This window comes from Amycolatopsis sp. CA-230715 (genome assembly GCF_018736145.1).
GTDB lineage: Bacteria > Actinomycetota > Actinomycetes > Mycobacteriales > Pseudonocardiaceae > Amycolatopsis.
Genome location: NZ_CP059997.1, coordinates 7320833 through 7347810 on the forward strand (window position 1 = coordinate 7320833; position 26978 = coordinate 7347810).

Sequence of the window (26978 nt, forward strand, 5' to 3'; positions counted from 1 at the left end):
AAACCGGGGCCAGCGCGCGTTGTTGCCGCGCGCCCGCGGGGGTAGTGTCGGTCGAACGCCGGAACGCGGTGCTGTGAAGGTGCGACGTGCTGGACATCATCGGTCTGCGGGAAGTCGACGTCGAGGTCTACGCCGCCTTCGCCGGCACCGGGCCGAGGACGCTGGCCGAACTCAGCGGCGAAACCGGGATGAGCAGGCAGCGGCTGACCCCGGTCCTGCGCGCACTGGTCGAAAAGGGTTTGCTGGCAACGCTTCCCGGTACCCCTCGGGCGTACGCGCCGATCCGGCCGGAGATCGCGGTCGAGGCACTGCTCCGGCGGAAGGAACAGGAACTCGCCGGGGCGCGGGTGATCGCCGAGCACCTGCGCGACCGGTACGGGGCACCGGGCGGCCTGCGCCCCGCCGATCTCGTCGAGGTCGTCAGCGGCACCGACCTGATCGCCGAACGGGCCGACGAGTTGCTGCGTTCGGCACGGCACGAAGTCGTCTTCGTCGACAAACCGCCCTACGCGCAGCCGCCGAGCGTCCTGCACCCCGCCGAGCGGGATCTGCTCGGGCGCCGCGTCCGGTTCCGCGGGATCTACGACCGGACCGCGCTCGAACTGCACGACCTCGCCTCGGATCTGGAGGAGGGGCTCGCGCTCGGCGAGGAGGCCAGGGTCGTCACGGGTGCCCCGGTGAAGCTGATCGTGGTGGACGGGAAGGTCGGCCTGGTGCCGTTGCGCTCGGACCAGGCCATGATCGGCGCCGCGCTCGTGGTCCACCCCAGCGCGCTCCTCGACGCGCTCACCGCGCTGTTCGGATGCCTGTGGCGGGACGGGCTTCCGTTGCGGCTACCCGGTTCCGCGAGCCAGGCACCGGACGCCGTGCCGGTGGAGGACGCGCGGCTGCTCGCACTGCTCACCACCGGGATGCCCGACCGGAGCATCGCCAAGCAGCTCGGCCTGAGCTACCGGACCTACCAGCGGCGGCTGCGGGCGCTGATGGCCGCGCTCGGTGCGCACACCCGGTTCCAGGCCGGCCTCCGCGCGGCGGCGCGTGGCTGGGTCACCCTGCCGGAAGCCCAGCCACCGCAAGGAAAGAAGGTCACCGCGAACCCGGTTGGCCGCTGATCGCGTAGGCCCGTTGGACGGTCTGCTCGACCGTGTTCCCGGAGCCGTCGCGGGCTTCGGCCCGCAACCACACCGCACTCCCCGCCGTACCGGGGTTCGCCACGGTCACCGACCACCGTCCGCCGCCCTGCGGTTTGGCGGTGGCATCGGACCAGGTCGCGCCGTTGTCGGCCGACGACGAGACCCGCAGCGAGGTCACCGGGCCGCCGCCTTTCGCCCCGGAGTGGGAAGCGGCGACCACGTCGAAGGTGAATGGAACCCCGGCCGGTGCCCGGTCGGAAAGGTCGAGCGGCAACCGGTAGTCCAGCTGGATGAGTGGCTGGAACGCACACGAACCCGCGCCGTAGCAAGAGAAACCCGGTGGTGGCGCGGCCGTCGACCTCGCCGAGGCGAAGGTCCACGACGTGTCGGTACGGGTGGCGTTTCCGAACAGCACCGTGCTCGGCGCGCCGACCTGCGCCTGCGGGGAGAACACGTCGGTGACGTCCAGCCGGTACACCCCCGGCGACGGCGAGAGCCGGAACACCGGGAACAGCGCGAGCGGGTCGTTCCCGTTGTCGCGCGGGATTTCCGCCCCGTCGTGGAACATCCTGGCCGTCGTCGTGGTGAAGTACCGGGCGTTCTCGTACGGACTCGTGAAGTGGCCAGCCGACCGGCCGTCCGCCCACTGCAGCGCCGGGACGAACAGGTCGGGATCGGTCCCGCCCCGGCACAGGGAGCACAGCATCGTCCATCCGGCGGCGGTGGCCGGGTAGCGGGACGGGTGGTCCGGTGCCAGTTCCGCGGCCGTACTGTGCACTGTGGACTGGAACCAGTCTTCGCCAGGCCTCGGCGGCTCACCCGCGCGGTAGATGTTGTAGTCGTTCATCGACAACGACGCGCGCTTGCCGGTGTCGTCGTTCCCGGACAGGGTCACCACCCGCTTCCAGACCTGCCGGTCGTCACCGGGGCCGGTGTACTCCGTCCACGTGCCGGGCACGGGGATCTTCGTACCCTGCACCGGTTGCGTCTTCCACAGCCCGGTCGGGAAGGCGTACCAGTTCTTCTGCCCGCTCAACCCCGGCCGGTCGGCGTGGTAGCTGGTCTTCGTCGCCACCAGTGCCTTCGGATCGACCTGGCGGACGTGGTCCTTCGGCACGCCGTTCCCGTCGAGGTAGCTGAGGTTGTACATCGCGTCGGGAGCCGAGCGGATGAGCAGGTCCACCGAAGTGGCGCCGGCCGCCGCCTTGGCGCGCAGGCCCTCGCCTTCGGCCTGGGAAAGGGAAAGGACGGTACCGGTGAGACCGGCGATGGGCGACGAGTTCGCCGCCTCGGCGTAGGGCAGCACGACCGCCGCACCGGCGGCCGCCGCCGCGCGAGCCGCGTTCGTCGCGCCGAGGAAGACGTCCGACGCCGGGTCCGCCGCGACCGGGATCCGCACCAGAACCGCCTTTCCTCGCACATCGAGACCGTTCAGCGCCGCCGCGCTGCCGTCCCCGCCGAACACGACCGGCAGCGTGCGCTTGCCCGGCAGGCTCGCGGTCAGCGACGGCACGTCGTACGCCGGGTGCAACGCGGTCGTCGTGCCCGCGACCGACAGGTCGACGGCCGCCTGTGCCAGCGTCGCGGAGTCCTGCAACGAGATCGCGCCCTTCTTCGCCGGTGCCGACGGGGTCACGCGCACGTCCCAGTCGCCGCTGCCCGCGGACAGCCCCGCTTCCCCGACGTACCCGTTCCCGCCCGGTGCCGCCGGGATCGCCCGCCGCAGCATGACCGTGCGGTCCCGCTGATCGGTCGGCGTGGGCGTCACCAGCCGCACCGGGACGGCGCCCTGCGCGCTCAGCTTGATTTCGGTCGGTGCGGACACCGGGACCTCCGCAACGCTCAGCGCGGACCAGCGGCGCTGCGCCGAACCGCTTTCCACCACCCAGCCCAGCGCGGAGTAGGACCCGGCGGGCACGGCGACCCTGCCGGTGCCGTTCACCAGGTCGACCTGCTGGCTGACCTGGTCGAGGAACGGGTCGTTGCGGTTGCCCGCACCGTTGGCGTCGTCGATCAGCTGCATCGCGGCCAGATCGGCCGGGGCGCCCGCGGAATCGGTCACCCGCAGCGTCACCGGGAACAACGGGGCCGCGTTGTAGGTGCTCATCGCGGTGCGCACGGTAACCTTCCCGTCCGTCGTCGCGGCCACCACCGCGCCGCCGTAGACACCGGACCGGCCTTCGCCGGGATCGTTGGTGAGGGTGACGGTCTTGGTGGACTTCGGCGGGACCGTGACCTCGGCGCTCGACAACCGCAACCCGGTGACGGGCTTGGCGTCGCCGTCCCAGGAACGCACGCTCAGGTCGAGCTTGAGCGACAACGGCTGGTCGCCGGTGTTGGTGTAGGTCAGCGGCCGTGCCGCGGGCGCGGCACCGGTCGCGCGGTCGAGGCGGCCGAAGCTGGCCACCGCGGTGCCGGTCGCCTCCTGGCCGACGGCCTTGGCGATGTCGAGCAGCCCCGATCCTTGCTCGTACCAGCGCAGGCCCACGTCCTTGGCAGTGCTGACCAGGATGTCCTTCAGCGCGCTCCCGGACAGGCCGGGATGCTGCTGCAGCAGGATCGCCGCGGCACCCGCGACGTGCGGGGTCGCCATCGAGGTACCGGATTGCCTGGTGTAGAAGTCGTCCACCGGTTCGCCCATCGACGTGCCCGCGGCACGGGCGGCGACGATTCCGACGCCGGGAGCGGAGATCTCCGGTTTGACCAGCGCGTCGCGCAGGCGAGGCCCGCGGCTGCTGAACCAGGCGATGGAGTTGTCCCGGTCCACGGCGCCCACGGTGAGCGCGGCCGCGGCGGAACCGGGTGTGGTGACGGTGCGCTCGCCCGGCCCCGAGTTGCCCGCGGCGACCACGAACAGGGTGCCGTTCTTGGCGGATAGCGTGTCGACCTGTTCGCTCAGCGGGTCGGCGCCGTCGCTGATCCCGGCGCCGAGGCTGAGGTTGACCACCTTCGCGCCCTGGCCGACGGCCCAGTCCACACCGGACATCACCTGCGCGGTGTCGCTTTCCCCCGATGCGCCGAACACCTTGGCCACCAACAGTTTCGCGTCGGGAGCCACGCCGCGGTACTTTCCGCCGGACGCCGCGCCGGTGCCCGCGATGATCGACGCGACGTGCGTGCCGTGCCCGTACCGGTCCACGATGTCGCCTTCACCGCTGAAGTCCGCGGATCCCACCGTCTTCCCGGCGAGGTCAGGGTGCTGCTCGTCGATACCGCTGTCGACGACCGCGACCGTGGTGCCCGCTCCGGTGAGCCCCTTGGCCCACGCGGCGGGCGCGCCGACCTGCACCGTGCTCTTGTCCAGGGCTGCCCGGATCTTCCGGTCCGGCTGGATGCGCGAAATACCGTTGCGCAGCGCGGGTTTGCCGCCGGGACCGGCCGTGACGAGCGAACGCCAGAACTCGCCGGTACCGCTCTTCTCCACCAGCAGGCCCACACTGTCCACAGTGGGCAGTGGAAGGAGTCGCCTGACGTGCGGGAGCGGCCGTGCCTTCGCGTCGAGCGACTGCGCGGACAGGCCGGTCCCGGCGCCGTACCTGGCGATGATCGGGATGGTGGGGTTCTTCGCGTCGTCGCGCCCGTCGGCGACGAGTTCGGTGAGGTTGAACAGATCCCGGCTCAGCAGGCCGCTCGTGATCAGCGGCAGCGCGTCCGACGGGTACACCATGAGGCCGTCCGCCGTGGTGAGGATCTGGAACGCCGGACGCGGCCGGTCCGGCCGTTCGGCGGCTTCGATCTGCGCGGAGCCGTGCCCCGCGCCGTCCGGCTGGTAGGTCACGACGTCGCCGGTGAGCAGGGTGACCCGGCGGGCGTCGGGCTGAGCGCTCCGAACCGGTGCCGCGGTGGGCGAGGTGGGCCCGGCCGCCGCCGGGGAGAACGGCGACAGCAGCAAGACGGCGGTAGCCACCAGGCAGGTCGATCGACGCGGGCGGAGGGCGGGGCGAGCGGAACGCCTTGGCACCATGTCACTCTCCTCGGGTACCACCTGGCCAACTGAGTAGCCGGTGCGGAAGTGGTTTTCCGAGGATGAGCCAGGTGTTACCGGAAGCACATGATTTTTACTGGCGGGTTGTCGCCGTTGGCGACATCCCGCCAGCGAACGGGCCCGAGCCGCTGGTGGCGGCTCGGGCCCTGATTCGCGGGGGTGCTCGGTGGTTCCCCGCGGGTACGGGAGTCGGTCAGTTGATCTCGCCGGGGGTGCGCACGTGCAGCGAGAAGTCCACGCGGTTGCTGTCGGTGTCCGTGCTGACGATGTCCCTGGCGTTCGACGCGGACAGCTGCTCGGTGATCGCCGTTTCGGGCAGCGCGGGCTGGCCCTCCTTGGCCGCGGTCACGCCGGCGCTGAACGCGACACCGTCGAGCTTGCTGCCGACCTGGTTGTGGATCGCGACGCCGCCGTTCGACGGGATGCCCTCGACACCGTTGAGGTAGAACGGAAGCGTGTTCGTCTGGTCCGAAATGGTGCCGGAGAAGTTCTGGCCGGTCAGCACGACGAACTGGCCCGCGTTGCCCTTGGGCTGCAGGACCATGCCCGCGGGCAGCTGGATGGTGTCCAGCACGGTGTTCGACGAGCTGTAGACGCGAATGGTGTACCCGGTCAGGTCGACCGTTCTGTTGGAAACGTTGCGGAGTTCGATGAACTCGTCGAGCGGGCCGTTCACGCCGCGGGTCGAAACCTCGTTGACCACCACGGAGGACGACACCATCGGCTGCACCTCGGGGCCCTTCGAGCCGGTCTGGTCGGCCGCGCTGGCGGCACCGGCCACCGAGCCCATCGCCACGATCGCCAGCACCGCGGACGCACCAAAGATTCGACGCATGACAAATTCCTTTCCAGAACATCGTCGGTGTTTTGTTCGCCGGGGGGCACGCAGTAAAAAAGGAAAACCTGGTGAAGGTTTCCGTTTCCGGCTTGATCAGTATGCGTGCACCGGGATCCTGCCGGTAAGGGGCCAATCGGCAGGTACTCCGCTGTACTGCCGCGTATTCTTCCGGTCAGTCGTCCTGGCAGCGGCGGTGGTTCCTCGCTACGGCGGCCGCCAGTTCGAGCTCATGGCAGGAGGTGTCCAGTGCGTTGCTGAGCCATTGTCGCCAATAGGGGCCGGGAATTCGTTTTCCCCGCTCCCAGCGGGAAACCTCCTCCCGGGTGACGCTGTCGTTCCCGGACATGGCGTGTAACTTCGTCGCCAGCTCGCACTGGGACCAGCCTTTGGCGATTCTGCGCGTGGCGATCAGTTCGCACACGGGGTGGCGAACCCGTCCTTTCCGGCCCGTACTCGTTGCGGGCACAACGATTACCTTTCTCGTCGGGGTGGCCAGGGTGATTCCGGGGACGATTCTTCTCCGGTGGTGCTCTCGCGGCGCCGGAGAGGTGAACGGCACGTCCACCGTCGGTGAATTCGCCGGACACGGTGACTCGTCACCCTTCCACCTCGAGGAGACCGGATGCCACGGGCTCAGTCAGCCGGTGGCACGAACGGGAAATCAGTTCGGTGGTCGTCGGCGTCCCCTGCGACGCTGTCGGCGCGCGTCCGCCGCCGGTCCAGCACCTCGTGGATCTCGATCAGCGGACGACCGGCCCCCTCGGCGGGGGCCCCGGCGAGCGGGAGGACCAGGAACGGTGCACTGAACATGGCCACGTGCCCATCCTCCCGCGAGCGCGACGACCACACACGGGGCCAGTTTTCCCTTGGTACGCGGGTTTTCGGCGAACCCGTCACCGTCGTCGGCCGCCTCGCGCGTGGCCTTCCCTGCTGATGCGCTCACCACGAAGAGGTTACGAACAGGAGACGATGTGCACAGGACGCGATGAGTACCGGACGCAGCGTCATCCGGGTACCGCGGGTCCCGTTCGGCGGCCGGTGCGTCAGTCACCGGCTCCCAGCCGTTCTTCCGGCCCCGGCGCCGGGCACGGGTCCAGGTCGGAGCGGAGCGAGCGGAACAGCTCGCGCCTGCTGCCGAAGTCCAGCTTCCGCAGGATCCGGCTGACGTGGTTCTTCACCGTCTGCCTCGCGAGGTGCAGTTCCGCGGCTATTTCGTCGTTCGACCACCGGCAGAGCATCAGCGCGAGCACTTCTTCTTCGCGCTTCGTCATCGCGCTCGAATACCGTGCGGCTTCTCCCGCCGGTGAGGACGTGCCGCCGCCGAGCACCCAGACCCGGCGACCGGCCAAGGTCGACCGCACCGCCGAGATGAGCTGCTTGCCGCTCACTGACTTGTGCACGAAGCTGTCCGCGCCCGCGTTCAGCGCCGTGGCGACGGCCGCGGGGGAGGAGTCACTCGCGAACACCAGCACCGCCGCCCGGTCGAGGTGTTCCTTCGCGAACTGGCAGATACCGGCGCCGGCGGGCTTTCCCGATATCGACAGCTCGGTGATGACCATATTCGGGCTGCTGTTCTCGCACTGGCGTATCGCCTCGAGTTCCGTGCCCGCTTCGTTCACCACACGCGCTTCGGTCGAATCCTCCAGCAGCAGGCGGAGTGCGTACCTGATGAGTGGCTGGTCGTCTACTACGAGAGCCGTGACGCTGTCCATGGCTTTCCTTGTTTTTTATCGCCGGACACCCTGCCTGGGCTGTGAAGTCGGTCGCACCCCATGCCCGGCACCAAAACGAAAGCCGCCTCGCTCCACCGAAAGTCACTCCTCACCTGGACGAATCGCCGTGATTAGCCCACCCTCTCGCGTCGGGATTGGGGGTGGCAACCGGTGATCGAGTGAATCGATGGGCATAAGACGAAGGAACGGTATAAAATTCAACCTGTCGGACGAATGTGCATATGTTCGTGCGGATGCGGGTCCTTCTGCGCCCGAACAGCGGAATCAGTTGCGCTTTCCGGGCGCGTCCGCCGTCAATTTCTCCGGCCGGTTGCCTCCGGCGTCGGCGTGGGACAGGTCGTCCAGGTGAGCCGGAAGGTCGTGGACTCCAGCGTCGCGAAGTTGGTCCTCGGATCGGGGGTGCTCGGGGCCAACCGCGTTTCCGCGGTGGAATCGAGAACGGGTGTCTCCCCGCAGGGAACAGGGGACGGGATATCCGGTGCTTTGACGATCTGCCATTCGGTCGCGAGCGGGCCGGTGAACGAACGGGTCACCGGTGGCGAGGGTGCGCCCCGGAGGTAGTAGTTCATCGACAGCGCGGCCCGCACTCCGTTGTCGAGGAAGAGATATCCGCGGTAGTCCGCTTCGGTGATGGTGTAGGTGAAACCCGCTGGTGGGTGGATCAGAAGACGGACCTGGCAGTTGTGCCGTTCGTCGGCCGCCGAGGCGGCGCCGGGATATGTGACGACGACGCTCGTGTTGTCGGACGCGACGGCGACGGAGGCCATTCCCGGTGGGCAACCGCTGCCATTAACGGTGATGATGTCGATGACGACCCTGCCGGTCGGCGGTCCGGTGGCCGGTGGTGGCGGGGCGAGCAGTGAAGTGATTAAACTGGCGACCGTCATGATGGTGGTCATGGCGTTCCCTTCCGCGGGTAAATTGAGTTATTTTAGCGCTCGGGCGCGGCGAAAGAATTGTCCTCCATTCGGTTCACCGCACTGGCGCCCCGTGTCGACGGGCCACTGAGCCGGTCGGGCGCCGCAGCCTCGGTGCGGCTGCCCCGCGCCATCGCCGCGAATAGGCGACTTCTACCTACTCGCCTACCGACGCGCGCCGCCCGCGCCCGGTGCCATCGTGCACGAGCGGGCTTGAGGAAGGAGTCTCATGCGGGGTTCCCCAGTGCTGACACGACCGGTCTCGCCGGTCACGGTGGTCGGAGTGGCCGTGTGCGCGTCGGATCCGGTGACCGAGTTCGGGGTGAAAACCCTTCTCGGTGCGGACCCGCGGGTCAAGGTGCTCGCGGAAGACGAGTTCGCGCTCGCCGAGGTGATCGTGGTGGCCGAGGCCGGTACCGCCAGAGGAGTGCTTCCGCTGCTGCGCGAGGTTCGCGCGGCGGCGCGGTCGAAACCGCTGCCGCGGTGCGTGGTGGTCACCGACTCCTTCCGGGCCGACGCGGTGGTCGCGGCGATCGACTGCGGTATGGCCGCGCTGTTGCCGTCGTCCAGGATCACCGGTGACGCACTGGTGCGGACGATTCTCGCCGTCCTGAACGGGGACGGGGTCTTCCCGTCCTGGTTGCAGGCGCAGCTGCTGGACCAGCTGGAGACGATCCGGCGGGACGTGCTCGAACCGCGGGGGTTCACCCTCTCCGGCCTGTCGGTACGGGAGCGGGACGTGCTGCGGATGCTGTCGGAAGGGCACAGCACGGAGGAGATCGCGACGGGGCTCAACTACTCGGAAAGCACGGTGAAGAACGTGGTGAACGAGGTGACCGCGCGCCACGGCCTCCGCAATCGCGCGCACGCCGTCGCCTTCGCCCTGCGCGCCGGTCTCATCTGAGCGTCAGCGGACCAGGTCGCGGAGCTGGCGGCGCGAGGAGATGCCGAGCTTGCGGTACACGTTGCGCAGGTGCGCGTCGACGGTGCGGGTGCTGAGGAAGAGCATCGTGGCCACTTCCTTGTTCGTCGCCCCGCCGACCACCTTCTCGACGATGAACTGCTCCTGGGCGGTGAGCTGGTCGAGCGCGCCGCGGTCGGGTCTGAGCGACTGCTCGCCGGTCGCCAGCAGCTCGCGGTTGGCCCGGTCGGCGAAGGCGCGGGCACCCGCGCGCACCAGCATGTCGTGCGCCGTGCGGAGTTCCTCCCGCGCGTCGGCGCGCCGGTTCTCGCGGCGGAGCCATTCGCCGTAGGTCAGGTGGGCGCGGGCGTGCAGCACGGTGATCCTGGTGCGGGCGAAGTGGTCGATGGCTTCCCGGTACAGAGGTTCGGGGTCGTCGTCGAGTTCGAGCAACGCCCGTGCCTGCAGCCGCTCGGCGACCGCCCAGGGGACCGGGTTCGCGCGCACCAGGGCTTCCAGGTGGTCCATGGCGTAGGCGGCGTCCGCGGCACGGCCGAGGCGGGCCGCGGCTTCGACGAGCTCGGGGTAGACGGCCCAGATGGAGTAGAAACCGGCCCGGTGCCTTCGCTGCGCGGCCAGCGCGGACTCCAGTGCCGTTTCGTAGTCGCCCAGCCCGTTGTGCAGGACCGCCGACGCGTATTGCTCACCGGCGATTTCGAGCGGTCTTTCGCCACGGCCCATCGGCTCGGCGAGCCGGCGGAAGCGCTCGACGTCCCCGCGGAACCCGGCGAGCACGAGTTCGGGCCCCACGACCGGAATGGTGCCCGCCGCCTCGTCGATTGTGCGCGCTTCGTCGAGGCTGGCGGCCGCGTCGTCGAACCGGCCGAGCGAGACCCTGGCGACCGACTGGTACCGCAGTGCCTGCGGCAGGGTCGCCAGCACGCCGTCGCGGCGCGCGACCTCCACCTGGCGATCGGCGATCTCCTCCATCAGCACGTCTTCGTGCAGGTCGATGGCGATCTGGCAGGCGAGGTTCACGCGCCAAGGGGCCGTCTCGCCGTACGCGCCGCGGCAGGCGTCCGCCGCGATGCGCATCGCCGGTACCGCTCGGTCGACCGGCAGCATGATCTGGTCCAGCAGCGCGTCGAGCAGGAACTCCGCCGGGCGGTCCGGGGTCCGCCCGGCCAGCCGCTCGCGGATGCGGGTGCCGAGGTCGTTGAGCCTGCCTGGCTCGTTTTCGTTGTACATGAACGAGGTGAACGCTTCCAGGTAGGCCTCGCTCGCCTGCTCCGGCGCGGATTCCGAGATCACGTCGACGAGTGCGGCCGTCGCCTGCGGGCTGTGGCTGACCTGGAACTCGATCCGCGCGCGCAGCAGGCGGGCCATCGCGCTGCCCCGGTCGTCCAGCTGGTGGCGTTCCGCGCGGGCGACGAGTGCGCGCGCCTGGTTCGGCGACCCGGCCTGCAGCCGCAGCCGCGCACCGGCGAGCAGGCGCGCGGCCCTGCGGTCTGCGGCGGGGGTCAGCTCGCCCGCTCGTTCCATGAACGCGGCGGCCACCGCGTACCCGCCGCGGTGGCGCGCGCGGTCGGCGGACTGCTCCAGTTCCGCGGCGAGGCCCTCGTCGGCATCGACGACAGCGTGGGCGCGATGCCATGCCCGGCGGTCGGAGTCGGTGTCCGGATCGGTCACGTCCGCGAGTGCGCCGTGCACCCTTCGCCGCGTTTCCGCCGACGCCGACGCGTACACGGCCGAGCGCACGAGCGGATGCCGGAACCGCAGCCGCGGGCCCAAGCTCACCAGCCCGGCGTCCTCCGCGAGCGTGAATCCCTCGTCGGTCAGCCCCAATCGCTCAGCGGCACGCCTCAGCAGGCCGATGTCACCGACCTGCTCCGCCGCGGCGAGGACGACCAGCGGCCGCGCGCTTTCCGGCAGGTGCGCGAACCGGGTGGCGAACTGCTCTTCCAGCGCTTCCACCACGCTGGTGCGGGAACGGTGCGGGCCAGGCACGCCCAACGGCCCGCCGTGGCGGGCGAATTCGAGCAGCGCCAAGGGATTCCCGCGCGCTTCGGCCAGGATGCGCTCGACCACGTCGTCGTCGATCCCGGCTCGCGCTTCCCCGCTCACCAGCGAGCGGGCGTCCTCGTCGTCGAGACCGGCCAGCGTCAGCCGGGGAAGATCGGCGATCCCGGCGACCGAACCGGCGTCGCGCAGGGCGAACACCAGCGCGACCGGCTCCGCGGTCACCCGCCGTGCGACGAAGACCAGCGCGCGCCGGGAGGCTTCGTCCACCCACTGGGCGTCGTCCACCACGCAGCACACCGGCCGCTCGCGCACCGCCTCCCGCACCAGCCCCAGCACGGCGAACCCGATCATCAGCGGATCGGGCGGGGTGCGGGTGCCGAGGCCGAACACCGATTCGAGGGCCTGCTGCTGCACGTCGGGGAGCTTGTGCCGGTGTTCGAGCAGTGGAGCGCACAACTGGTGCAGTACCGCGTAGAGCAGGTCCTGTTCCAGCTCCGTGCCCGTGGCCCGCAGCACCGTGAAGCCGTCGAGCCCCTCCACCGCCGCGTCGAGCAGCGTGGACTTCCCGATACCGGCCTCGCCCGCGACCACCACGGCACCCCCGCGCCCCGCGGCCGCCGCGCTCGTCACCCGGCCGATCTCGCGAAGTTCCGCTCGGTGGCCAACGATTCGCACCAGGACTTGCCTCCGCTTGAACCCGGGAGCCGCGGCCCCGGGCAGTTGTCAGGTGAACCGCTGCGAGGCTACTCCGGCCGTGCCGCGCGAGCCCTCGAACGCTCGTCCCGGCTACTTGAAGATCGCGATCGGGTGGACGATCAGCTCGCCCGAGGCCGGGTCCCAGTCCTCGACGCGGCCGAGGCACTGGGCTTGGAACGTGCCTTCGGGAACTTCGTCGGCGTCGCGGAACCCGCTGTTGCGGCACCGGAAGCGCACGCGCGGGCCCTGCATCGGGTCGGGCGGTTCGCCGTAGGGCGCGATGAACACCGTCCGGCCGTCGTCATCTGACCGCACCCGGCGGAACAGGCCCTTCATCGACACGTACGCGTCGATCCCGCGCAGCCGCGCCGTGCGCAGCCTGGTGCTCTCCGGGCCGTCCGCCCAGCCCAGCGCGTTCACCAGTGCCCTGTTCTGCACCAGCTCCTGCCGCACGAGGTTGACGTAGACGATGCCGTCGCGCTTGTCGAGCACGTCGATGATCATGCCGATGACGGTGATCGGTTCGGCCTTCTGGATGTACTTCTCGAACACCTCTTCGGTCTTTTCGCGCTGGCCGCCCGCTTCGACCGGCGAGACCTTGACCGACACCTCGCCGCGGCCCGCCCGCTTGGTCCGCTTCTCGGTCTCGATCTCGAGCGCCTTGCTGTAGCGGTCCTGCTGGTAGAGCCCCATCACCGAACTGCGGTGCAGGTAGAACGCGATCCCGCTGATCGGGCCGTTTCCCCTGCGGTCGCGGTCGCGCCGCCAGTGCCGGACGAAGATCACGGCCGAGACCACGACCATGAGCAGCGCCGCGATCCAGACGCCCCACCAGATTCCCCAGACACCCCAGTAGTTATCGGCAGCCACGGATCTCCTTGAATGCGTCGAGCAGGGACTTCGTCGTCGCGTCCACCATGTGCCCGCCGGTGGCGCGCGCGGCCCTGTCGAGTTCGGCGGCGTTCGCGTCGCCGAACCGCACCGCGTAGGTGTGCACGCCCGCGCCGGTGTGGCCGCGGAGGAATTCGTCGAGACCCGTTCCCGCGTTGTTCTCGCCGTCGGTCATCAGCACGATCGACACCGGCCGATCCGGTTGTGCCTTCGCGATTTCCGCGGCCTTGTCGTAGGCGTGCGCCAGTGACGACCAGATCGCCGTGGTGGCGTCGAAGTTCTCCGAGGCGAGGAAACCGCGCAGTTCTTCGAGACCGGCGGGGCCGGTGACGGTGAAGTCCCGTTCGTCGAGAACGCGGCCGCCGAATCGGATCATGGTGATCCGCTCGCCTTGGTAGAACCGCTCGAACTCGGCGGCACCCGCGCCGCTGAGCCCGGCGAAGGTCGCACGGAGCGCGTCGATGCGCTGGCCTTTCATCGAACCCGAGAAATCGAGCACGAAGATCACCTGTCCCGGTTTTCGGCCGCGGGGATCGGCGTAATCGGCGAGGAGCCTGTCGACGACTTCCTGATCGTCGGGGAAGTACAGCGAGTTCCCGACCGATTTCGCCAGCCGCGGATCGAGCGCGACGCCTTCGGTGAACGGGCGGCGCAGCGTGCGTTCCATGATCTTCTGCTGGCTCGACGGCCGTTTGAGCCAGGCGACGACGCGGTCGTACGCCTCACGTTTGGCGGGATCGAGCAGCAGCAACGGGTATTCCGACTGCATGATCCCGTCGCGCGGGTAGATCAGTTCCAGCGGCTGGGCGAGCTTCCCGCTCGCGTTGAGCGACAGCAACGTCGATTCGTACCCGATGATCGCGTCGGTGCCGGACCGCTGCGCCGCGAACGCCTCGACCAGTTCCGTCGAACTGCCCGCCGTGAGCGACTGGCCGGTGCGGAATCCCTGGAGCCGGTCGCAGGCGACGTCCGAGGGTCGCAGTGCCGCGCCGGTTCCCGCGGCCGCCGTGGCGACGCCGACCAGTGCGGACAGGCCGCTCGCCGATCGGGCCGGGTCCGCCATGGCGAACCGCAGCGTGCCCGCCGCCGCGGCGTCCGCGAAATCCGCCCACGAGACCTGCGGGCCGCGGCTGCGGAGCGCGGCCGCTACCTGCGGTCGCACGCCGATGACGATGGGCGAGGACATGATCCGCGTGCTCGCCGGGCGTTCGCCGGTGAAACCGGACTTGCGCAGCTTGAGCTGGAAGTACCGGTCGGTGGACAGCCAGGCCAGGTCGTGGCGGTATTGGCCGGGGGTGAGCGCGGCGCCGGCGTCGATCGTGCCCTGGGTGTCCAGCGCGAGCTCGATCCCGGTGTCCGCGCGCAGCTCGGCGAGGACCGGCGCCAGATCGGCCAGCTCGGAGCTGGCCAGCACGGTCAGCTTCTCGGTGCCGGAGCCGGAGGTGCACGCGGTGGCCGCGAGGACGGTGCACAGCGCCGCCGCGAGCAGGCGCCTCATCAGCAGTCACCGGCCGTCTTGATCATCTCTTCCAGCACCGGCAGCGCGGGCAACGGCGTCCTGCTGTCGTTGTCCGCGGTCTCCGGGGTGGGAACTCCTTGCTGTGCAAGGAAGTCGTACAGGTGCTGGCTCTTGTTGCTGACCGGCGGCGTCGCCACGCCGAAGCCGAGCTCCATCGCGCGGCGCTGCAGTTCCGGGTCGAAGGTGATGAGGTCGCCGAGCTTCTCCGCCGTCGAGTTCAGCGGGACGAACTGCGGTTTCGTCAGGATGTTGTCCTTCGGGTACAGCAGCACGCGGTCCGTGTCCGGATGCCCGGTGGCCGCCTTGACCTCCAACTGCCGTGCCAGGTACTGGTGCTCGTAGATCACCACGATCGGTTTGTCGCCCTCGGCCAGGTTCCAGTAGGACTCCGACAGATCGGCCGAGGCGTAGCCCTGCGCGTTGAGCAGCGGCTTGATCTTGTTGCCGAGCGCGTGCGCGTCGTTCAACGTGACCGGCCCGGCGGGCGCCCCGCCCCGTGGCGGGTCGGGTACCGGCACCCTGCGGGCGTTTTCGAGGTAGGCCACCAGGGTCAGGTACGTGGCGCCGGAGTTGGAGTCGCACACGTTCGACGTCTGCGCGAGGACCTGGTTGCTGTTCCTCGCGTGCGCGGTGTTCGACGGGACGTCGGCGATGCCGAGGGAGTCCCAGGTGGCTTTGTTCTTGATCTTCGCGACGAACTTTTCCATGTCCAGCGAGTAGTAGAGCGGGGTGGTGCCGTGCACCGCGGTGGCGATTCCGTTGGCCTCCAGCGCTTCGGCGTAGCGGCGGAAGGTCGCGAGCACGATCGGACTGGTGAACGGCTGGCGGACGGCCCCGACGAAGACGTTGGCGCGCGCACCGCGGACCAGCCCCGCCGCGGGTTCCCCGGAGAGCAGGGCGAAGTCGAACTTGTCGAGGTCGTGCACCGCGGTGTCGCGGGAGCCGGTCCTGGTCACGTGCACCCGGATGTGGTGGCGCATGAGGATTTCCTGGACCTGCGGGTCCTCGAAGAAGTCGGCCTTGGAGCCCATCTTCCCGGACAGTTCCAGGGTGGGTTCGAACGGGACGACGACATTCCCGGAAACCAGCAGGACGACCAGGAGCGCGATCGCGGCGACGGCGGCCGGGCCGAAGGAACGGAGGAAACGACGGCGCAGGAAGAACGCCGAAGGCGGGGGCTGGATGGTGAGATGGGGTTCTTCGAGGGTCGGGCTTTCGGTTGTCACCGATTCGTCCTCCGGAAGGGAACCGTGCGATTCGTGCCCCGAGTCTATCCGGGGGCCACGACAGTTCTGGCCCGCGTTGGGAACTTTCGAATTCGCGGTGAATCTCGGCGGTGTCCGGTGATTGATCATTTTCCGTGCGGGCGCGGACAAGAACTGATCGTGAACGTCTGGTTGCCTTTGGCTTAACGACGTATCTCGAACACGGATCGAGGACATCCGGGCCCCGCGGTGGCGGGAAGAGAGCACGGCTTCGCGGTGGCCTTGGTACTCGTGGGATCATGAGTGCTCGACTGGGGGTGAACAACGTTCAAGACTGCCCCGAGTGATCGAACGCGCGACCTGGGGAGCCGGGGCGAGGTAGGGAGGGGTTATGCGGCGATCGCGTTGGGTTCCGGCGGCCGTGCTGCTGACATCGGTGAGCCTGCTGGCTGCCTGCGGGGGCGGCGGGGCCAGGAGCGATTCCACCGTGACGGTGTTCGGCACCGAGCCCCAGAACGGCCTGGTGCCGTCGAACACGAACGAGGTCGGTGGCAACAAGGCGTTGGAGCCGATGTTCACCAAGCTGGTGAGCTTCGATTCGCAGACCGGCGCGCCGTCCAACGCGATGGCGGAGTCGATCGAGTCGTCGGACGCGAAGACCTACGACATCAAGCTCAAGCAGGGCTGGAAGTTCCACGACGGGACCGAGGTCAAGGCGAAGAACTTCGTCGACGCGTGGAACTGGGCGGCCAACGCGAAGAACGGCCAGCTGAACTCCTCGTTCTTCGAGCAGATCGAGGGCTTCGACGCGGTCAACCCCGGTAAGGGCAAAACGCCGACCGCGGACACGATGACCGGGCTGCGGGTTGTGAACGACTACGAGTTCAAAGCGGTGCTGAAGGCGCCGTTCTCGGTGTTCCCGACGAAGGTCGGCTACGGGGCGTTCGCGCCGTTGCCCGACGTGTTCTTCAAGGATCCGAAGGCGTTCGCCGAGCACCCGATCGGCAACGGGCCGCTGAAGTTCGTCTCGCGGACGCCGAACGTGGACATGAAGCTGACCCGCTTCGATGACTACAAGGGCCAGGACAAGGTCAAGTTCAAGGACTTGACGATCAAGATCTACTCCAGCCAGGAAACCGCCTACCAGGACCTGAAGAGCGGTCGCCTCGACTTCATGGAGGCACTGCCGCCGTCGGCTCTCGCGGACGGCAAGTACAAGGCCGATTTGGGGGAGAACCTGGTCGAGGGTCACCTGCTCGGCATCAGCACGATCGCCGTCCCGTACTACGTACCGGGATACGACAACATCCACCTGCGCAGGGCGATCTCGATGGCGATCAACCGCGAGCAGATCGTGCACACCGTCCTCCACGACACGTACCTGCCCTCTGAGGGGTGGGTTCCGCGGGGCATCGAGGGCTACCGCCCGGACGTGTGCGGTGAGGCGTGCAAGTACGACCCGGTGAAGGCGAAGGCGGAGCTGGCGCAGTCCGGGTTCACCGGCAAGCTGACCATCACCGCCAACGCGGATGGTGGCCGCAAGGAGTCGCTGGTCGCGGCGTGCAACAGCGTCAGGAACGCGCTCGGCATCGAGTGCGACTTCGTGCCTGCCACGAACTTCGGCCAGTTCCGCGACGCCCTCAACAACAAGCACCTCACCGGCATGGCCCGGTCCGACTGGATCGCCGACTACCACTCGATCGAGAACTTCCTCAACCCGACCTACAAGACCAACGCCAGTTCGAACGATGCGGCCTACTCCAACGCGACCACCGACGCCCTGCTGACCCGGGCCGACTCGACCAGGGACAAGGCCGCCGCGATCGCGCTCTACCAGCAGGCCGAGGACCAGATCGCCAAGGACCTGCCGCAAATCCCGGTGTGGGAGCAGAAGGGCGTCGCGGCGAAGTCGAAGAACCTCAAGGTGGCCAAGCTCGACTTCCGGCGCATTCCCGACTACCCGTCGATCGAACTGGGCTGACCCTCGCCCGCGTCCGCGAGGAGGTCCAGCACCTGCTGGTGCAGTGCGGGCACGTGCTGCTCGGTCTCGGGTTTCATCAGCACGCTGCGCAGGATGCGGCCGCGGTCGAGGTCGGCGCGCACCCGGTGGCCGCGGGCGGCCAGCTCGGCGGCGTCGACGGTGTAGGTGGCCACGAACAGTGCCTGCGCCGGGGGCAGGTGCATACCGCGGGTCAGGACGTGGGCGCTGGCGCGGTCGATTTCGGACAGGCGCTCGCGGGTGGGGTAGTAGCCGAGGATGTCCAGTTGCGGGCGCTGGTACAGGGTCAGCTGCTCGCAGCCGTCGATGCGGCCGGCCCAGTCCAGTGCCGCGCGACGGCACGCGCGCAGCACCGCGCCGAGGCCGTCGGGGGTCAGCGGCAGTAGCCGCAACGTCAGCCAGAGCGCCGCCGCGGACGCACCGGCACGCGAGCATTCGAGGGAGATTTCGCCGAGGTGCAGCTCGTCCGAGGTGAAGTAGGTGTAGGGCGAGTCGTGCAGGAAGTGCTTGGCCACACCGGGATCGCGGAACAGCACGGTGCCGCAACCATAGGGCTGTAGCCCGTGTTTGTGGGGATCGATGACGACGGAGTCGCATTCGGCGATGGCGGTGAAGGGCGCGGCGGCCACGCCGTCGGCGCGGTCGTCGGCGATGAGGCGGAAGAATCCACCGTAGGCGGCGTCGACATGGATCCGGGCCCCGTGGTTCCGGGCCAGCGCGACGATGTCGTGGATGGGGTCGATCGCGCCCAGCCCCGTGGTGCCCGCGGTGGCCACCACGGTCCCGATCGTCCCGGTCCGCAGCAGTTCCTCCAGCGCCCGCGGATCCATGGTGCCGTCGGCGGTCGTGGGTACCGCGATGCCGTCCACGCCAAGGAGATGGCACATGCGAGCGTGCGTGTAGTGCGCGTCCGCGCTGTACGCCACGGACTTGCCAGGGTGGGATTCGCGAGCGACGAACAGCGCTTCGAGATTGGCGATGGTGCCACTGCTGGTCAGGTGCCCGAGGTGCTGGTCGAAGCCGAACATCGCGGCCAGCTGCGCCACGACGTCCTTTTCCATCGCGGCCGTCGCTGGTCCGCCGTCGAGTGCGTGGTTGTTGGGGTTGACCAGCATCGTCGTCACGTAGCCGAGCACCGCCGCCGGGTGCGGTGGCTTGAGCATCTGCCCCGCGTAGCGCGGGTGGAAGAACGGGTAGTTGTCCCGCAGCCTGGTGCGCAGTTCCTCGGTGGCTTGCCGCAGCGCGGCCATGTCCACGTCCTGCGACGGGTGGGGCGCGAAGTCCCCGTACTCGCTCATCCAGCGAGCCATCTCCGCGACCGCGGCTCGCAGTTGCGCACCCAGCTCGGCTGCCCCGGCCGGGCCACCGTGCAGCGGGCCCTCCGGGATGGCCGCCATGCCCCACTCCGTTCGCCCGCGTTCGTGCTCGGTTTTTCCTTTATAGCATCGGAAGAACGGCACGAAAGTAGGGTAAGCGGGCCCGCGTAGTGAGACACGCACTCGTGCCGCTTCGCTGGATCGGGTGCGTTTTCGCGTCGGCCTTCATGGACTGTGCTGGCGTTGGGTGCGGGTGAGGTCGTGGGGGCCGAGGTCGTGCACGGTCCAGCCGTGGGGATAGGTGCGCGGTTCGGGGACGTAGGGCCGATCGTGCGGGCGCGGTGGCAGCATCCGGAGCAGTTTTCCCCGTGCCCGTACGACGGTGCGGATCAGTTTCCGCTGCCGGTGGCTCGGTGTGGTCAGGCCGATCAGTTCGGGGAGTGGTGGTTCGAGCAGCGCGGCGACCGCTCGGGGCACCGCGGCTCGCGTGAGCGGACGCAGCGGGCGGGGAGCCCAGTCGGCGAACAGGGTGTAGACGGCTTCGGCGATTTCGCGGTTGGCGGGGTCGAATTCGGCTCGTTCGCGGCGGGTGGTTTCCAGTACGTCGCGGAAACCCGCGTGGTTGGGAGGGATGTTCTTGATGCCCATGAGCTGGCCCATTCGCCTGCCGGTGAGGATCAGTGCCCGTACTTCGCCCTCGGACAGCGGTCGCCAGCCGTAGGTGGTGATCCAGTCGATCGGGCCGAGGGTCTGGGAGGCGAGCAGGTAGCGGAAGTCTTCGTTGCTGATGTCGTAGTGGCCGTGGATGTAGTTCATCTTGCGCAGGGCGGCGCGGCCGTCGGGGGAGTCCAAACCGGACTTCTTGGCTTCGTGTTCGAAGAGCATGGTGTCGTCGAAGCGCTTCTGCCCCTGCCGGGTGAACCGTCCGGTGGCGGCGAGCAGGCGGCTGACCGAGGGCACGACGATGTCGGTCATCAGTGCCAGTTGGAATCCGATCCGGTAGTCCCACGGGAATTCGTACCGGGTGATCAGGTGCTGGATTTCCGGGTAGTCGGTTTCGGGGTCGAGGGTGCGGATGTAGCGCAGCCGGTCGTAGCGTTTCATCGGAGGGTTCTTCCTTACTCGGCGATGCGGGTCCGGTGGGTCCAGCGGAATACGATGGCCGCGCGGTCTTCGATCATTTCCCGTTCGTCGGTGCGGTTGAAGTGCTCGTTGTGGCCGCCGTGGCTGACCACCAGCCTTTCCGGCGGTTCGGTTCCGCTGAGCTCGCGGACCCGCATCAGGCTCGCCGGGCCTCCGGTCAGTGCGAGCAGGATGTCGTCGTTTTCCCTGGCGGACATGGTGTTCTCCGTTCGGTCGGGCGGTTCAGCGGGGCCAGAGCCAGCCGGGCATGTCGGCCGGCATGGGGTCGGTGCCGAGCAGGGTGGTGTTCATGGAGATGAGCATCCAGCCGAACATCACGAGGTTGGTGAACCCGATCGCGGACAGGATGCGCAGCCAGTTCCGCGCTCGTGCGGGGAATGCGGTGACGCCGCGGAACAACGGGATTTCGCCGCCGTGCCGGTTCGCGTAGTGCCACACCATCGCGGTGGGGGTGGACAGGAGAATCCCCGCGATCACGTGTCCCAGCGGGATTTGGTACCAGTGCCCGCCGAACAGCGCGAGCTCCTGGTTGGCGGAGGGGTAGTTGTACATGCCGAGGCCGACGACGAGCACGATTTCGAAGATCGCGTCGAGCAGGGCGCCGGTGAGCAGGAAGATCGGTGTCAGCCGGAGCATGCCCCACTGCGGCCGGTGCCGGGAGACGCGGGTCATGAGCCAAAGCTGGGCCCATACCCAGGTGATCACCGGGATGTACATCAGGATGCTGGCCGCCACCACGGTTTCGACTTGCAGCTGCGGGGCGGGGCCGTCCCAGCCGGGAAGGTAGGGGCCCCACGTGGTGACGTTGAGCGCGTACCGGTTTCCGATGGCGATGAGGTCCCGTGCGTTCGACAACGGGGCCAGCCAGAACGAGAGGCCGAAGCCGATCACGATGGTCGCGTCGAAGGTTATTTCCCCCGCTTTCTTGCTGCGATAGGTGACGACCGCGACGCAGGTCAGAATGATCGCGAACATCAGGGCTTGCCCGACCCAGGTGAGCGCGGCTCGCCCGGTGGAGATCTGGTAGTCGCCGTCGGGCACCGCGTGCAGTCCTCCGGCGGCGATCCAGCGGCCCAGTACGACGGCCTGGAACAGCAGGACGGCGATGCCGAGCGCGGACCAGAGGCCGACGGGGCTCACCCAGCGGGCGGCTCGCCTCGGTTCTCCGTGGTGGTGTGGAACGAATTCGAGTTGTTCGGACATGCTGCTGCCCTCCTCCGCGGTCACGGCTGGGACTGTCCGGCGAGGCCGGTGTGGTCGAGCAGCCATTCGGCGAGGCTCGCGGCGGTCGGTTTGACCCAGATCACGCCCGGTTTCATCTCGGTTTTCAAAGCCCGCTGGAGCTTCTGCTGCAGTTGCACCGCGCCGAGCGAGTCGAGGCCGAGGATGACCACGCTGGTGTGCGCGGTGATGCGGCGGCTGGTGCCGCCGAGCAGCTCGCGGACGGTGTCGATGATGAAAGTTTCCAGGTGTTCGCGCCGCGCCCCGGGGTCTTCGAAGTCGGCGAGTTCCGCGCGAATGTCGTCTTCGCTCTCAACGCCGGTGTCGGTGAGCATTTCGGCGAAGAGCGCGGAATCGGACAGCCCCGGGTACGGCGCGATCCACTGGGCGATGTCCAGCGGGGAGTAGGCGATCTGAGGCAGGTTCGCGGCGAGGATGCGTTCCAGCGCGTCGATCCCGTCGGTGGGGCTGATCATCAGGAAACCTCGCTCCGCGAGGTGGCGGCCGCGGCCGACTTCGCTCCACGGTCCCCAGTGGATGCTCGTCGCGGGCAGTCCTTCGCGGCGCCGCTGCACGGCGAGGCCGTCGAGGAAGGCATTGGCCGCGGCGTAGGCGGTTTGCCCGGGTGAGCCGATGAGAGCGGCGACCGAGGAGAAGAGCACGAAGAAGTCGAGGTCGGTGTTTCCGGTTACCTGGTGCAGCGTCCACGCCCCGGTCGCTTTTCCTTGCCAGACGCGGTCGATGAGCGCCTCGTCGAGGGTGGCCAGGGTGGCGTCCTCCACGACACCGGCGCAGTGCAGGACGCCGCGCAGCTCGAGCCCGTCCTCGCCCGCGCGGCGCACCGCGTGCTCGGCGATCGCGGGGTCGGCGATGTCGCCGCGCACGATGTCGATCTCGGTGCCCGCCTCCTTCGCGGCGTCGAGCACGGCCCGCGCGTCGTCGGACGGCGCGGAGCGGCCGCTGATCACGACGCGGCCCGCGCCGCGCCGGGCGAGCCATTCGACGGTGCAGAGCCCGAGCCCGCCGAGCCCGCCGGTGACCAGGTAGGCGGCGCTGGTGCGGATCGGGGACCGCGGGTGCGCGTCGATCCGGCTGCCGGGTTGCGGGCCCGCCACGACACGGGCGATCCGGCGGTCGTCGGGCCGCAGCGCGATCTCGGTGATCGGTTGCCCGGTGTCCAGGAGTTCGTCGACGACCGTGCCGTAACCGCGATCGGGGTCGAGTTCGAGGTAGCTGGCGTCGAGATCCGGGTGTTCGTAGGCGAGGGTGCGCAGCACCGCGCGCGGCGCGGCGGCACTCAACGGCCCGGGATCACGCGCCAGCAGCCACACCCGCGGTGCCTGAGGGGATTCGGCGAGCCGCCGCAGGATGGCGATCACGGTGCGGATCCGTTCGCGGGCCGTCGTGGCCGGGTCGTCGGTGCGATCGTCGCCCGCGAGGGCGAGGACGACGCCACTGCTGTCCGGTGGCGTGTCCGCGTCGATCGCGGCCGAGCAGGGCAGCACGCGGCACCCTGCGGTGCGCTCGTCGAGTTCGCGGCCGAGTTCTTCCGGCCACCCGGCTTCGTCGGTGGTGATGACGGTCCAGGTGCTTTCGCCGTCGTGGTGGCGTTCGTCGGGGGCGGGCTCGGAAACCCAAGCCAGGCGCGAAAGCCGGGTGGTGAACCGGTCGACGGCCGGGGTGATGTTGGCGACCCGCAGACCGCGGATCTCGGCGACGACGGTGCCGTCGGCGGTGGCGAGCCGGGCCGATGCCGTGCAGCCGAGGTCGTCGGCGTCGGTGACGGTCGCCGCGACGACGCGGGTGTGCGCGGTGGGGCGGTACACGGTGATCTCGTCGAACCCGGCGACCACGACGGGCCCTGGGCTGACCGAGTAGCACGCCAGCCAGACCGCTACGGCGGTCTGCACCACCTGGTCGGTCAGCGCGGGGTGCACTGCCATGGCTCCCGCCGAGACCTGCGCGGTTTCGTGTGTGTGTACAAAGGACAGTCCGAGGTCCTCGTCGGGGTGGATCCGGATCCGGTCGATCGCGGTGAACGCGGGCCCGTGGAAGACGTTGTGCCGTTCGCGGAAGGTGTGGTGCAGATCGGCGGGAGCGGTGTCGTGCCAGCCCTCCGGCGCGCGTTCGGCCTCGGTCAGCGGTGGCGGGCACGGGTGCTCGGCCGGGGTCACGGTGCCGCGGGCGTGCACGGTCACCTCGCCTTCGCCGACGGAGACGACTTCGACCTCGGCGGTGTCGCCGTCGCGGGTCAAGCGGGTCGTGACGACGGGCTCGGGGTCCAACAGCAGCGGGGCCGCCAGTGCCACGTCGCGGGCGGTCACCTGGTCGGTGCCGAACACCCGGCGGCCTGCGGCGAGCAGCATCTCGCCGAACGCGGTGCCCGGCAGCACCGGCACGTCGGCGACCCGGTGATCGGCGAGCCAGGGCAGGCGGTCCGGGCCGATCGGGGTCTGCCACGAGTGCCGGTCGGGCCGGTCGGGATCCTGGACGTGCCCGCCAAGCAACGGATGCTCCGCCGCCGCGGGCAGCGCGGGAGCGACCAGCCGGTACGGCGCCTGCTCGCCGCCGAACCGGGTGCGGTGCCACGCGGTGCCGGGCACGTCGACGAGGTGCCCTCGGCCGTAGCGGCGGGCGAAGTCGATGCCGTCGTACCCCGCCACGTGCAGCGCCGCGATATTGGCCAGCAGCGCGCGCTGATCGTCTTCGGGCTGCCGCAACGTACCCACGGCCGCCACGTCGGACACGTGCAGGTGCGCCGCGGTGTCCAGGATGGGGCGCACGGCAAGCGGATGGGCCGGGCACTCCACGAACACGCGGTGCCCCGCCGACAGCGCGCTGCTCACCGCGGCGTCGAAACGCACCGGGTCACGCTGGTTGCGCACCCAGTACTCGCCGTCCAGCGCACCGTACGCTTCCGGATCCGTGCTGACCGTGGAAAAGAACGGAATACGGGGATGCGCCGGTGCGATGTCGGCGAGCGCGGTCCGCAGCTCGTCGAGGATCGGGTCGACCTGCGGCGAGTGCGAGGCCACGTCGACATCGATCAGCTTCGCGACCACCCCGTCGTCCTCCAGCTCTTCGACGAGCTCGGCGATCTGCTCCGCATCGCCCGAGACCGTGGTGATCGACGGGGAGGTCAGCACGCCCAGCGACACCCCGTCCGCCCCCGCGGCCTCGATCGCCTCCCGCACCTGGTCCGCGCCGGTCATCACCGAGGCCATCGCGCCACCGGAAATCGTGGCCAGCAAAGCGGAACGACGGCAGATCACCTTGGCGCCGTCAGCCGCGCTGAGGCCGCCCGCTACGACGAGCGCGGCCACCTCACCCAGGGACTGGCCGATGACCGCCGCGGGTTCGACGCCCCACGACCGCCACACCGCGGCCAAGGCCACCTGCACGGCGAACAGCGTCGGCTGGATCTTGTCCACACCCACCACGAGGTCGGGCTGTTCGATCATCTCCCGCACCGAGAAACCCGCTTCCGCGGCGATGAGCGGTTCCAGTTCCGCGATGGCCTCGGCGAACACCGGTTCGTTTTCCAGCAGCCCCTGGCACATCCCCGGCCGTTGTGAACCCTGGCCGGTGAACACGAAAACCGGCCCGGCGTGCTCCGGGGGAAGCACCGGCGAACCGGACACCAGCGAGTCGTCGTCCTCGTCCGCGGCGAACCGGCCCGCCTTGTCCGCGAGTTCCCGGCTATCGCGGGCGGTGACGCACAGCCGGTGGTCCCACGGCGAGCGGCGCGAGGTCAGCGTGTGGGCGAGGTCGAGCAGATCGGTGCCGGAACCGGGCCCGTCCAGCCACTCCTGGAGCCGGGATGCGGTCAGCCGCAGCGATTCCGGGGACGTGCCGGACAACGGAACACCCGTACGACGTCCTCTGTGGACGGTCGCTTGCTCGCGGCGCGCTTCGGCAGGGGCGCGGATTCGAGCACGACGTGGGCGTTGGTGCCCGTGACACCGTAGGAACACGCCGCCGCGAACCGGCGTTCCCCGTCCACCGGCCACTCCGTCGGCTCTTCGGGGACGAACAGCCGCGAACCGTCGTCGCGGGGGATGGCCGGATTCCACTCGTCGAAGACCGCGTTCGGCGCGATCACACCCCGCCGCAGGCATTCCACGGCCTTGATGACCCCGGCGATCCCCGACACCGGTTCCGAATGCCCGATGTTCGTCTTCACCGACCCCAGCGCGCACCGACCCTTTCCGCGCCCGTACACGGCGTTGACCGAGGTGTACTCGACGGGATCACCCACCGCGGTACCCGGTCCGTGCGCTTCGACCAGGCCCACCTCGCCGGGATCGATACCCGCACTGTCCACAGCGGCACGGAAGAGCTGCTGCTGCAACGCGCTCGACGGCGCGGTCAACCGGGTGGCCTGCCCGTCGTTGTTCACCGCGCTGCCCCGGATCACCGCCAGAACCCGGTCCTCGTCGCGTATCGCGTCGGAAAGCCGTTTGAGGACCAGCATGCCCGCACCCTCACCGCGCACATAACCGTCGGCGCGCGCGTCGAAGGCGTAGCAGCCGCCGCGTTCGGACAACAGCAACGGCGCTTCGTGGAAATGCGTTTCCGGCGACAACATCAACAACGTCGCACCCGCCAACGCCGTGTCGCAGTCCCCGAGGGTCAACGCCCCGCACGCGGTGTCCAGCGCGACCAAACCCGACGAGCAGTGCGTGCTGATCACCATCACCGGGCCCCGCAGGTCCATCGAGAACGCGACCCGACCCGCCGCCCCCGCGGTGAAATTCCCGAACAGATAAGGACTGTTCGGAGCGTCCTGCACCGGCCGGGCTTCACGGAAGAGGTTGTCCGGCGCATATGTGCCCGCATAGACGCCGGTCCGCGACCCCCGTAAGCGGTCCACCGGAATCCCCGCGTGCTCGACCGCCTCCCACGCCACTTCCATCAGCACCCGGAACTGCGGATCCACCCAGTCCCGCTCCAACGGCGCCACCGAAAAGGCCTCCGGGTCCCATGCCCACATGTCGCCGTCCAGGAAGCACCCCCGTCCGGCGCGCAACGCCACCTCCGGACTGTGCAGCGCGCCGAGCCGGGCGGAATCCCACCTCTCCGGCGGCACCGGCCCCATCGTCCGCCGCCTTTCCGCCGCCAGCCGCCACAAACCGCCCGGGGTTTCCACCCCGCCAGGGAAACGGCACCCCATGCCGATTATCGCGATCGGCTCCGAAGCTGACGCGCTCACAACACACTCCTTAAGGAATAACACAAAACGTATGATTAAATACAGCTCAGGAATGCTCGCTGGAAACAGAGTTCAGTTTCATTCTTGAGTGCGGGGAAACGAGGTTTTGACTCTTTGTTAAAACGTCGGTGAGTGCTTTCGTCGCGACAGGTACCCGGTAGCCGGTACGGCGAAACGCCGCCAAGGGAAACTGGGTCGAAGAATTGATCTTCGATTGGCGGTGAAGTGGTGACGATGAGTGAAAGAG

At 69.1% G+C, this 26978-nt stretch carries 19 protein-coding genes; 3 read left to right on the forward strand and 16 right to left on the reverse strand.

What is annotated here, in order from left to right; genetic code table 11:
• Positions 1-86 precede the first annotated feature (86 nt).
• Positions 87-1112 carry a helix-turn-helix domain-containing protein gene (locus HUW46_RS34885; protein ID WP_215542986.1) on the forward strand — a complete coding sequence of 342 codons (1026 nt, stop codon included), beginning with the start codon at positions 87-89 and terminating at the stop codon, positions 1110-1112.
• Here HUW46_RS34885 and HUW46_RS34890 read toward each other — a convergent pair.
• The 6 genes from HUW46_RS34890 to HUW46_RS34915 form a co-directional block, all read right to left on the reverse strand.
• Positions 1087-5040, reverse strand: a complete 3954-nt coding sequence (locus HUW46_RS34890) for a S8 family peptidase (RefSeq protein ID WP_254125194.1) — start codon at positions 5038-5040, stop codon at positions 1087-1089. The two genes, HUW46_RS34885 and HUW46_RS34890, sit on opposite strands and share 26 nt — an antisense overlap.
• A gap of 271 nt (positions 5041-5311) precedes the next feature.
• Complete coding sequence (locus HUW46_RS34895) at positions 5312-5953, reverse strand: lamin tail domain-containing protein (protein ID WP_215542988.1); 642 nt, start codon at positions 5951-5953, stop codon at positions 5312-5314.
• Between the two features lie 175 nt (positions 5954-6128).
• Entirely contained in the window at positions 6129-6521 is a 393-nt protein-coding gene (locus HUW46_RS34900; RefSeq protein WP_331477167.1) for a helix-turn-helix domain-containing protein, read from the reverse strand.
• A 68-nt stretch (positions 6522-6589) separates the two neighbouring features.
• Entirely contained in the window at positions 6590-6772 is a 183-nt protein-coding gene (locus HUW46_RS34905; RefSeq protein ID WP_215542990.1) for a hypothetical protein, read from the reverse strand.
• Positions 6773-6999: 227 nt separating this feature from the next.
• Positions 7000-7668 (reverse strand): response regulator, encoded by a 669-nt coding sequence (locus tag HUW46_RS34910; RefSeq protein WP_215542991.1) that lies wholly within the window; start codon positions 7666-7668, stop codon positions 7000-7002.
• 314 nt (positions 7669-7982) lie between these two features.
• Complete coding sequence (locus HUW46_RS34915) at positions 7983-8588, reverse strand: DUF4360 domain-containing protein (RefSeq protein WP_215542992.1); 606 nt, start codon at positions 8586-8588, stop codon at positions 7983-7985.
• A gap of 247 nt (positions 8589-8835) precedes the next feature.
• Between HUW46_RS34915 and HUW46_RS34920 the strand changes: the two genes are divergently transcribed.
• Complete coding sequence (locus tag HUW46_RS34920) at positions 8836-9510, forward strand: helix-turn-helix transcriptional regulator (RefSeq protein WP_215542993.1); 675 nt, start codon at positions 8836-8838, stop codon at positions 9508-9510.
• A 3-nt stretch (positions 9511-9513) separates the two neighbouring features.
• Here HUW46_RS34920 and HUW46_RS34925 read toward each other — a convergent pair whose 3' ends face one another.
• From HUW46_RS34925 to HUW46_RS34940, 4 genes are all read right to left on the reverse strand, one after another.
• Positions 9514-12204: a LuxR family transcriptional regulator gene (locus tag HUW46_RS34925; protein ID WP_215542994.1), complete on the reverse strand. Its 2691-nt coding sequence runs from the start codon at positions 12202-12204 to the stop codon at positions 9514-9516.
• 111 nt (positions 12205-12315) lie between these two features.
• Positions 12316-13095 carry a hypothetical protein gene (locus tag HUW46_RS34930; protein ID WP_215542995.1) on the reverse strand — a complete coding sequence of 260 codons (780 nt, stop codon included), beginning with the start codon at positions 13093-13095 and terminating at the stop codon, positions 12316-12318.
• A complete protein-coding gene (locus tag HUW46_RS34935) occupies positions 13082-14614 on the reverse strand; it encodes a vWA domain-containing protein (RefSeq protein WP_215542996.1) in 1533 nt (510 codons plus the stop codon). The genes HUW46_RS34930 and HUW46_RS34935 overlap by 14 nt, the downstream gene beginning before the upstream one ends.
• Positions 14614-15861, reverse strand: coding sequence for a hypothetical protein (locus tag HUW46_RS34940; protein ID WP_215542997.1), 1248 nt, complete (start codon positions 15859-15861; stop codon positions 14614-14616). Before HUW46_RS34940 ends, HUW46_RS34935 begins: the two co-directional genes overlap by 1 nt.
• A gap of 370 nt (positions 15862-16231) precedes the next feature.
• Here HUW46_RS34940 and HUW46_RS34945 point away from each other — a divergent pair, with 370 nt between their 5' ends.
• Complete coding sequence (locus HUW46_RS34945) at positions 16232-17821, forward strand: peptide ABC transporter substrate-binding protein (RefSeq protein ID WP_215542998.1); 1590 nt, start codon at positions 16232-16234, stop codon at positions 17819-17821.
• Here the strand turns inward: HUW46_RS34945 and HUW46_RS34950 are convergent.
• The 6 genes from HUW46_RS34950 to HUW46_RS34975 all read right to left on the reverse strand — a co-directional run bounded on the left by HUW46_RS34950 (position 17797) and on the right by HUW46_RS34975 (position 26731).
• Positions 17797-19299, reverse strand: coding sequence for a pyridoxal phosphate-dependent decarboxylase family protein (locus tag HUW46_RS34950; protein WP_442860871.1), 1503 nt, complete (start codon positions 19297-19299; stop codon positions 17797-17799). The two genes, HUW46_RS34945 and HUW46_RS34950, sit on opposite strands and share 25 nt — an antisense overlap.
• A gap of 81 nt (positions 19300-19380) precedes the next feature.
• On the reverse strand, positions 19381-20259 hold the full coding sequence (locus tag HUW46_RS34955; protein ID WP_215542999.1) for an oxygenase MpaB family protein: 879 nt from the start codon (positions 20257-20259) through the stop codon (positions 19381-19383).
• Between the two features lie 14 nt (positions 20260-20273).
• Positions 20274-20495 (reverse strand): DUF5988 family protein, encoded by a 222-nt coding sequence (locus HUW46_RS34960; protein ID WP_215543000.1) that lies wholly within the window; start codon positions 20493-20495, stop codon positions 20274-20276.
• 25 nt (positions 20496-20520) lie between these two features.
• Positions 20521-21525, reverse strand: coding sequence for a spirocyclase AveC family protein (locus tag HUW46_RS34965; RefSeq protein WP_215543001.1), 1005 nt, complete (start codon positions 21523-21525; stop codon positions 20521-20523).
• Positions 21522-25379 carry a type I polyketide synthase gene (locus HUW46_RS34970; RefSeq protein ID WP_215543002.1) on the reverse strand — a complete coding sequence of 1286 codons (3858 nt, stop codon included), beginning with the start codon at positions 25377-25379 and terminating at the stop codon, positions 21522-21524. Before HUW46_RS34970 ends, HUW46_RS34965 begins: the two co-directional genes overlap by 4 nt.
• Positions 25346-26731, reverse strand: coding sequence for a beta-ketoacyl [acyl carrier protein] synthase domain-containing protein (locus HUW46_RS34975; RefSeq protein ID WP_215543003.1), 1386 nt, complete (start codon positions 26729-26731; stop codon positions 25346-25348). Before HUW46_RS34975 ends, HUW46_RS34970 begins: the two co-directional genes overlap by 34 nt.
• Between the last annotated feature and the right edge of the window lie 247 nt (positions 26732-26978).

Coding starts and splice junctions, on each gene's coding strand:
- HUW46_RS34895 (WP_215542988.1), bottom strand. CDS start 5,953: ATGCGTCGAATCTTTGGTGCGTCCGCGGTGCTGGCGATCGTGGCGATG.
- HUW46_RS34910 (WP_215542991.1), bottom strand. CDS start 7,668: ATGGACAGCGTCACGGCTCTCGTAGTAGACGACCAGCCACTCATCAGG.
- HUW46_RS34915 (WP_215542992.1), bottom strand. CDS start 8,588: ATGACCACCATCATGACGGTCGCCAGTTTAATCACTTCACTGCTCGCC.
- HUW46_RS34920 (WP_215542993.1), top strand. CDS start 8,836: ATGCGGGGTTCCCCAGTGCTGACACGACCGGTCTCGCCGGTCACGGTG.
- HUW46_RS34935 (WP_215542996.1), bottom strand. CDS start 14,614: ATGAGGCGCCTGCTCGCGGCGGCGCTGTGCACCGTCCTCGCGGCCACC.
- HUW46_RS34945 (WP_215542998.1), top strand. CDS start 16,232: ATGCGGCGATCGCGTTGGGTTCCGGCGGCCGTGCTGCTGACATCGGTG.
- HUW46_RS34955 (WP_215542999.1), bottom strand. CDS start 20,259: ATGAAACGCTACGACCGGCTGCGCTACATCCGCACCCTCGACCCCGAA.
- HUW46_RS34960 (WP_215543000.1), bottom strand. CDS start 20,495: ATGTCCGCCAGGGAAAACGACGACATCCTGCTCGCACTGACCGGAGGC.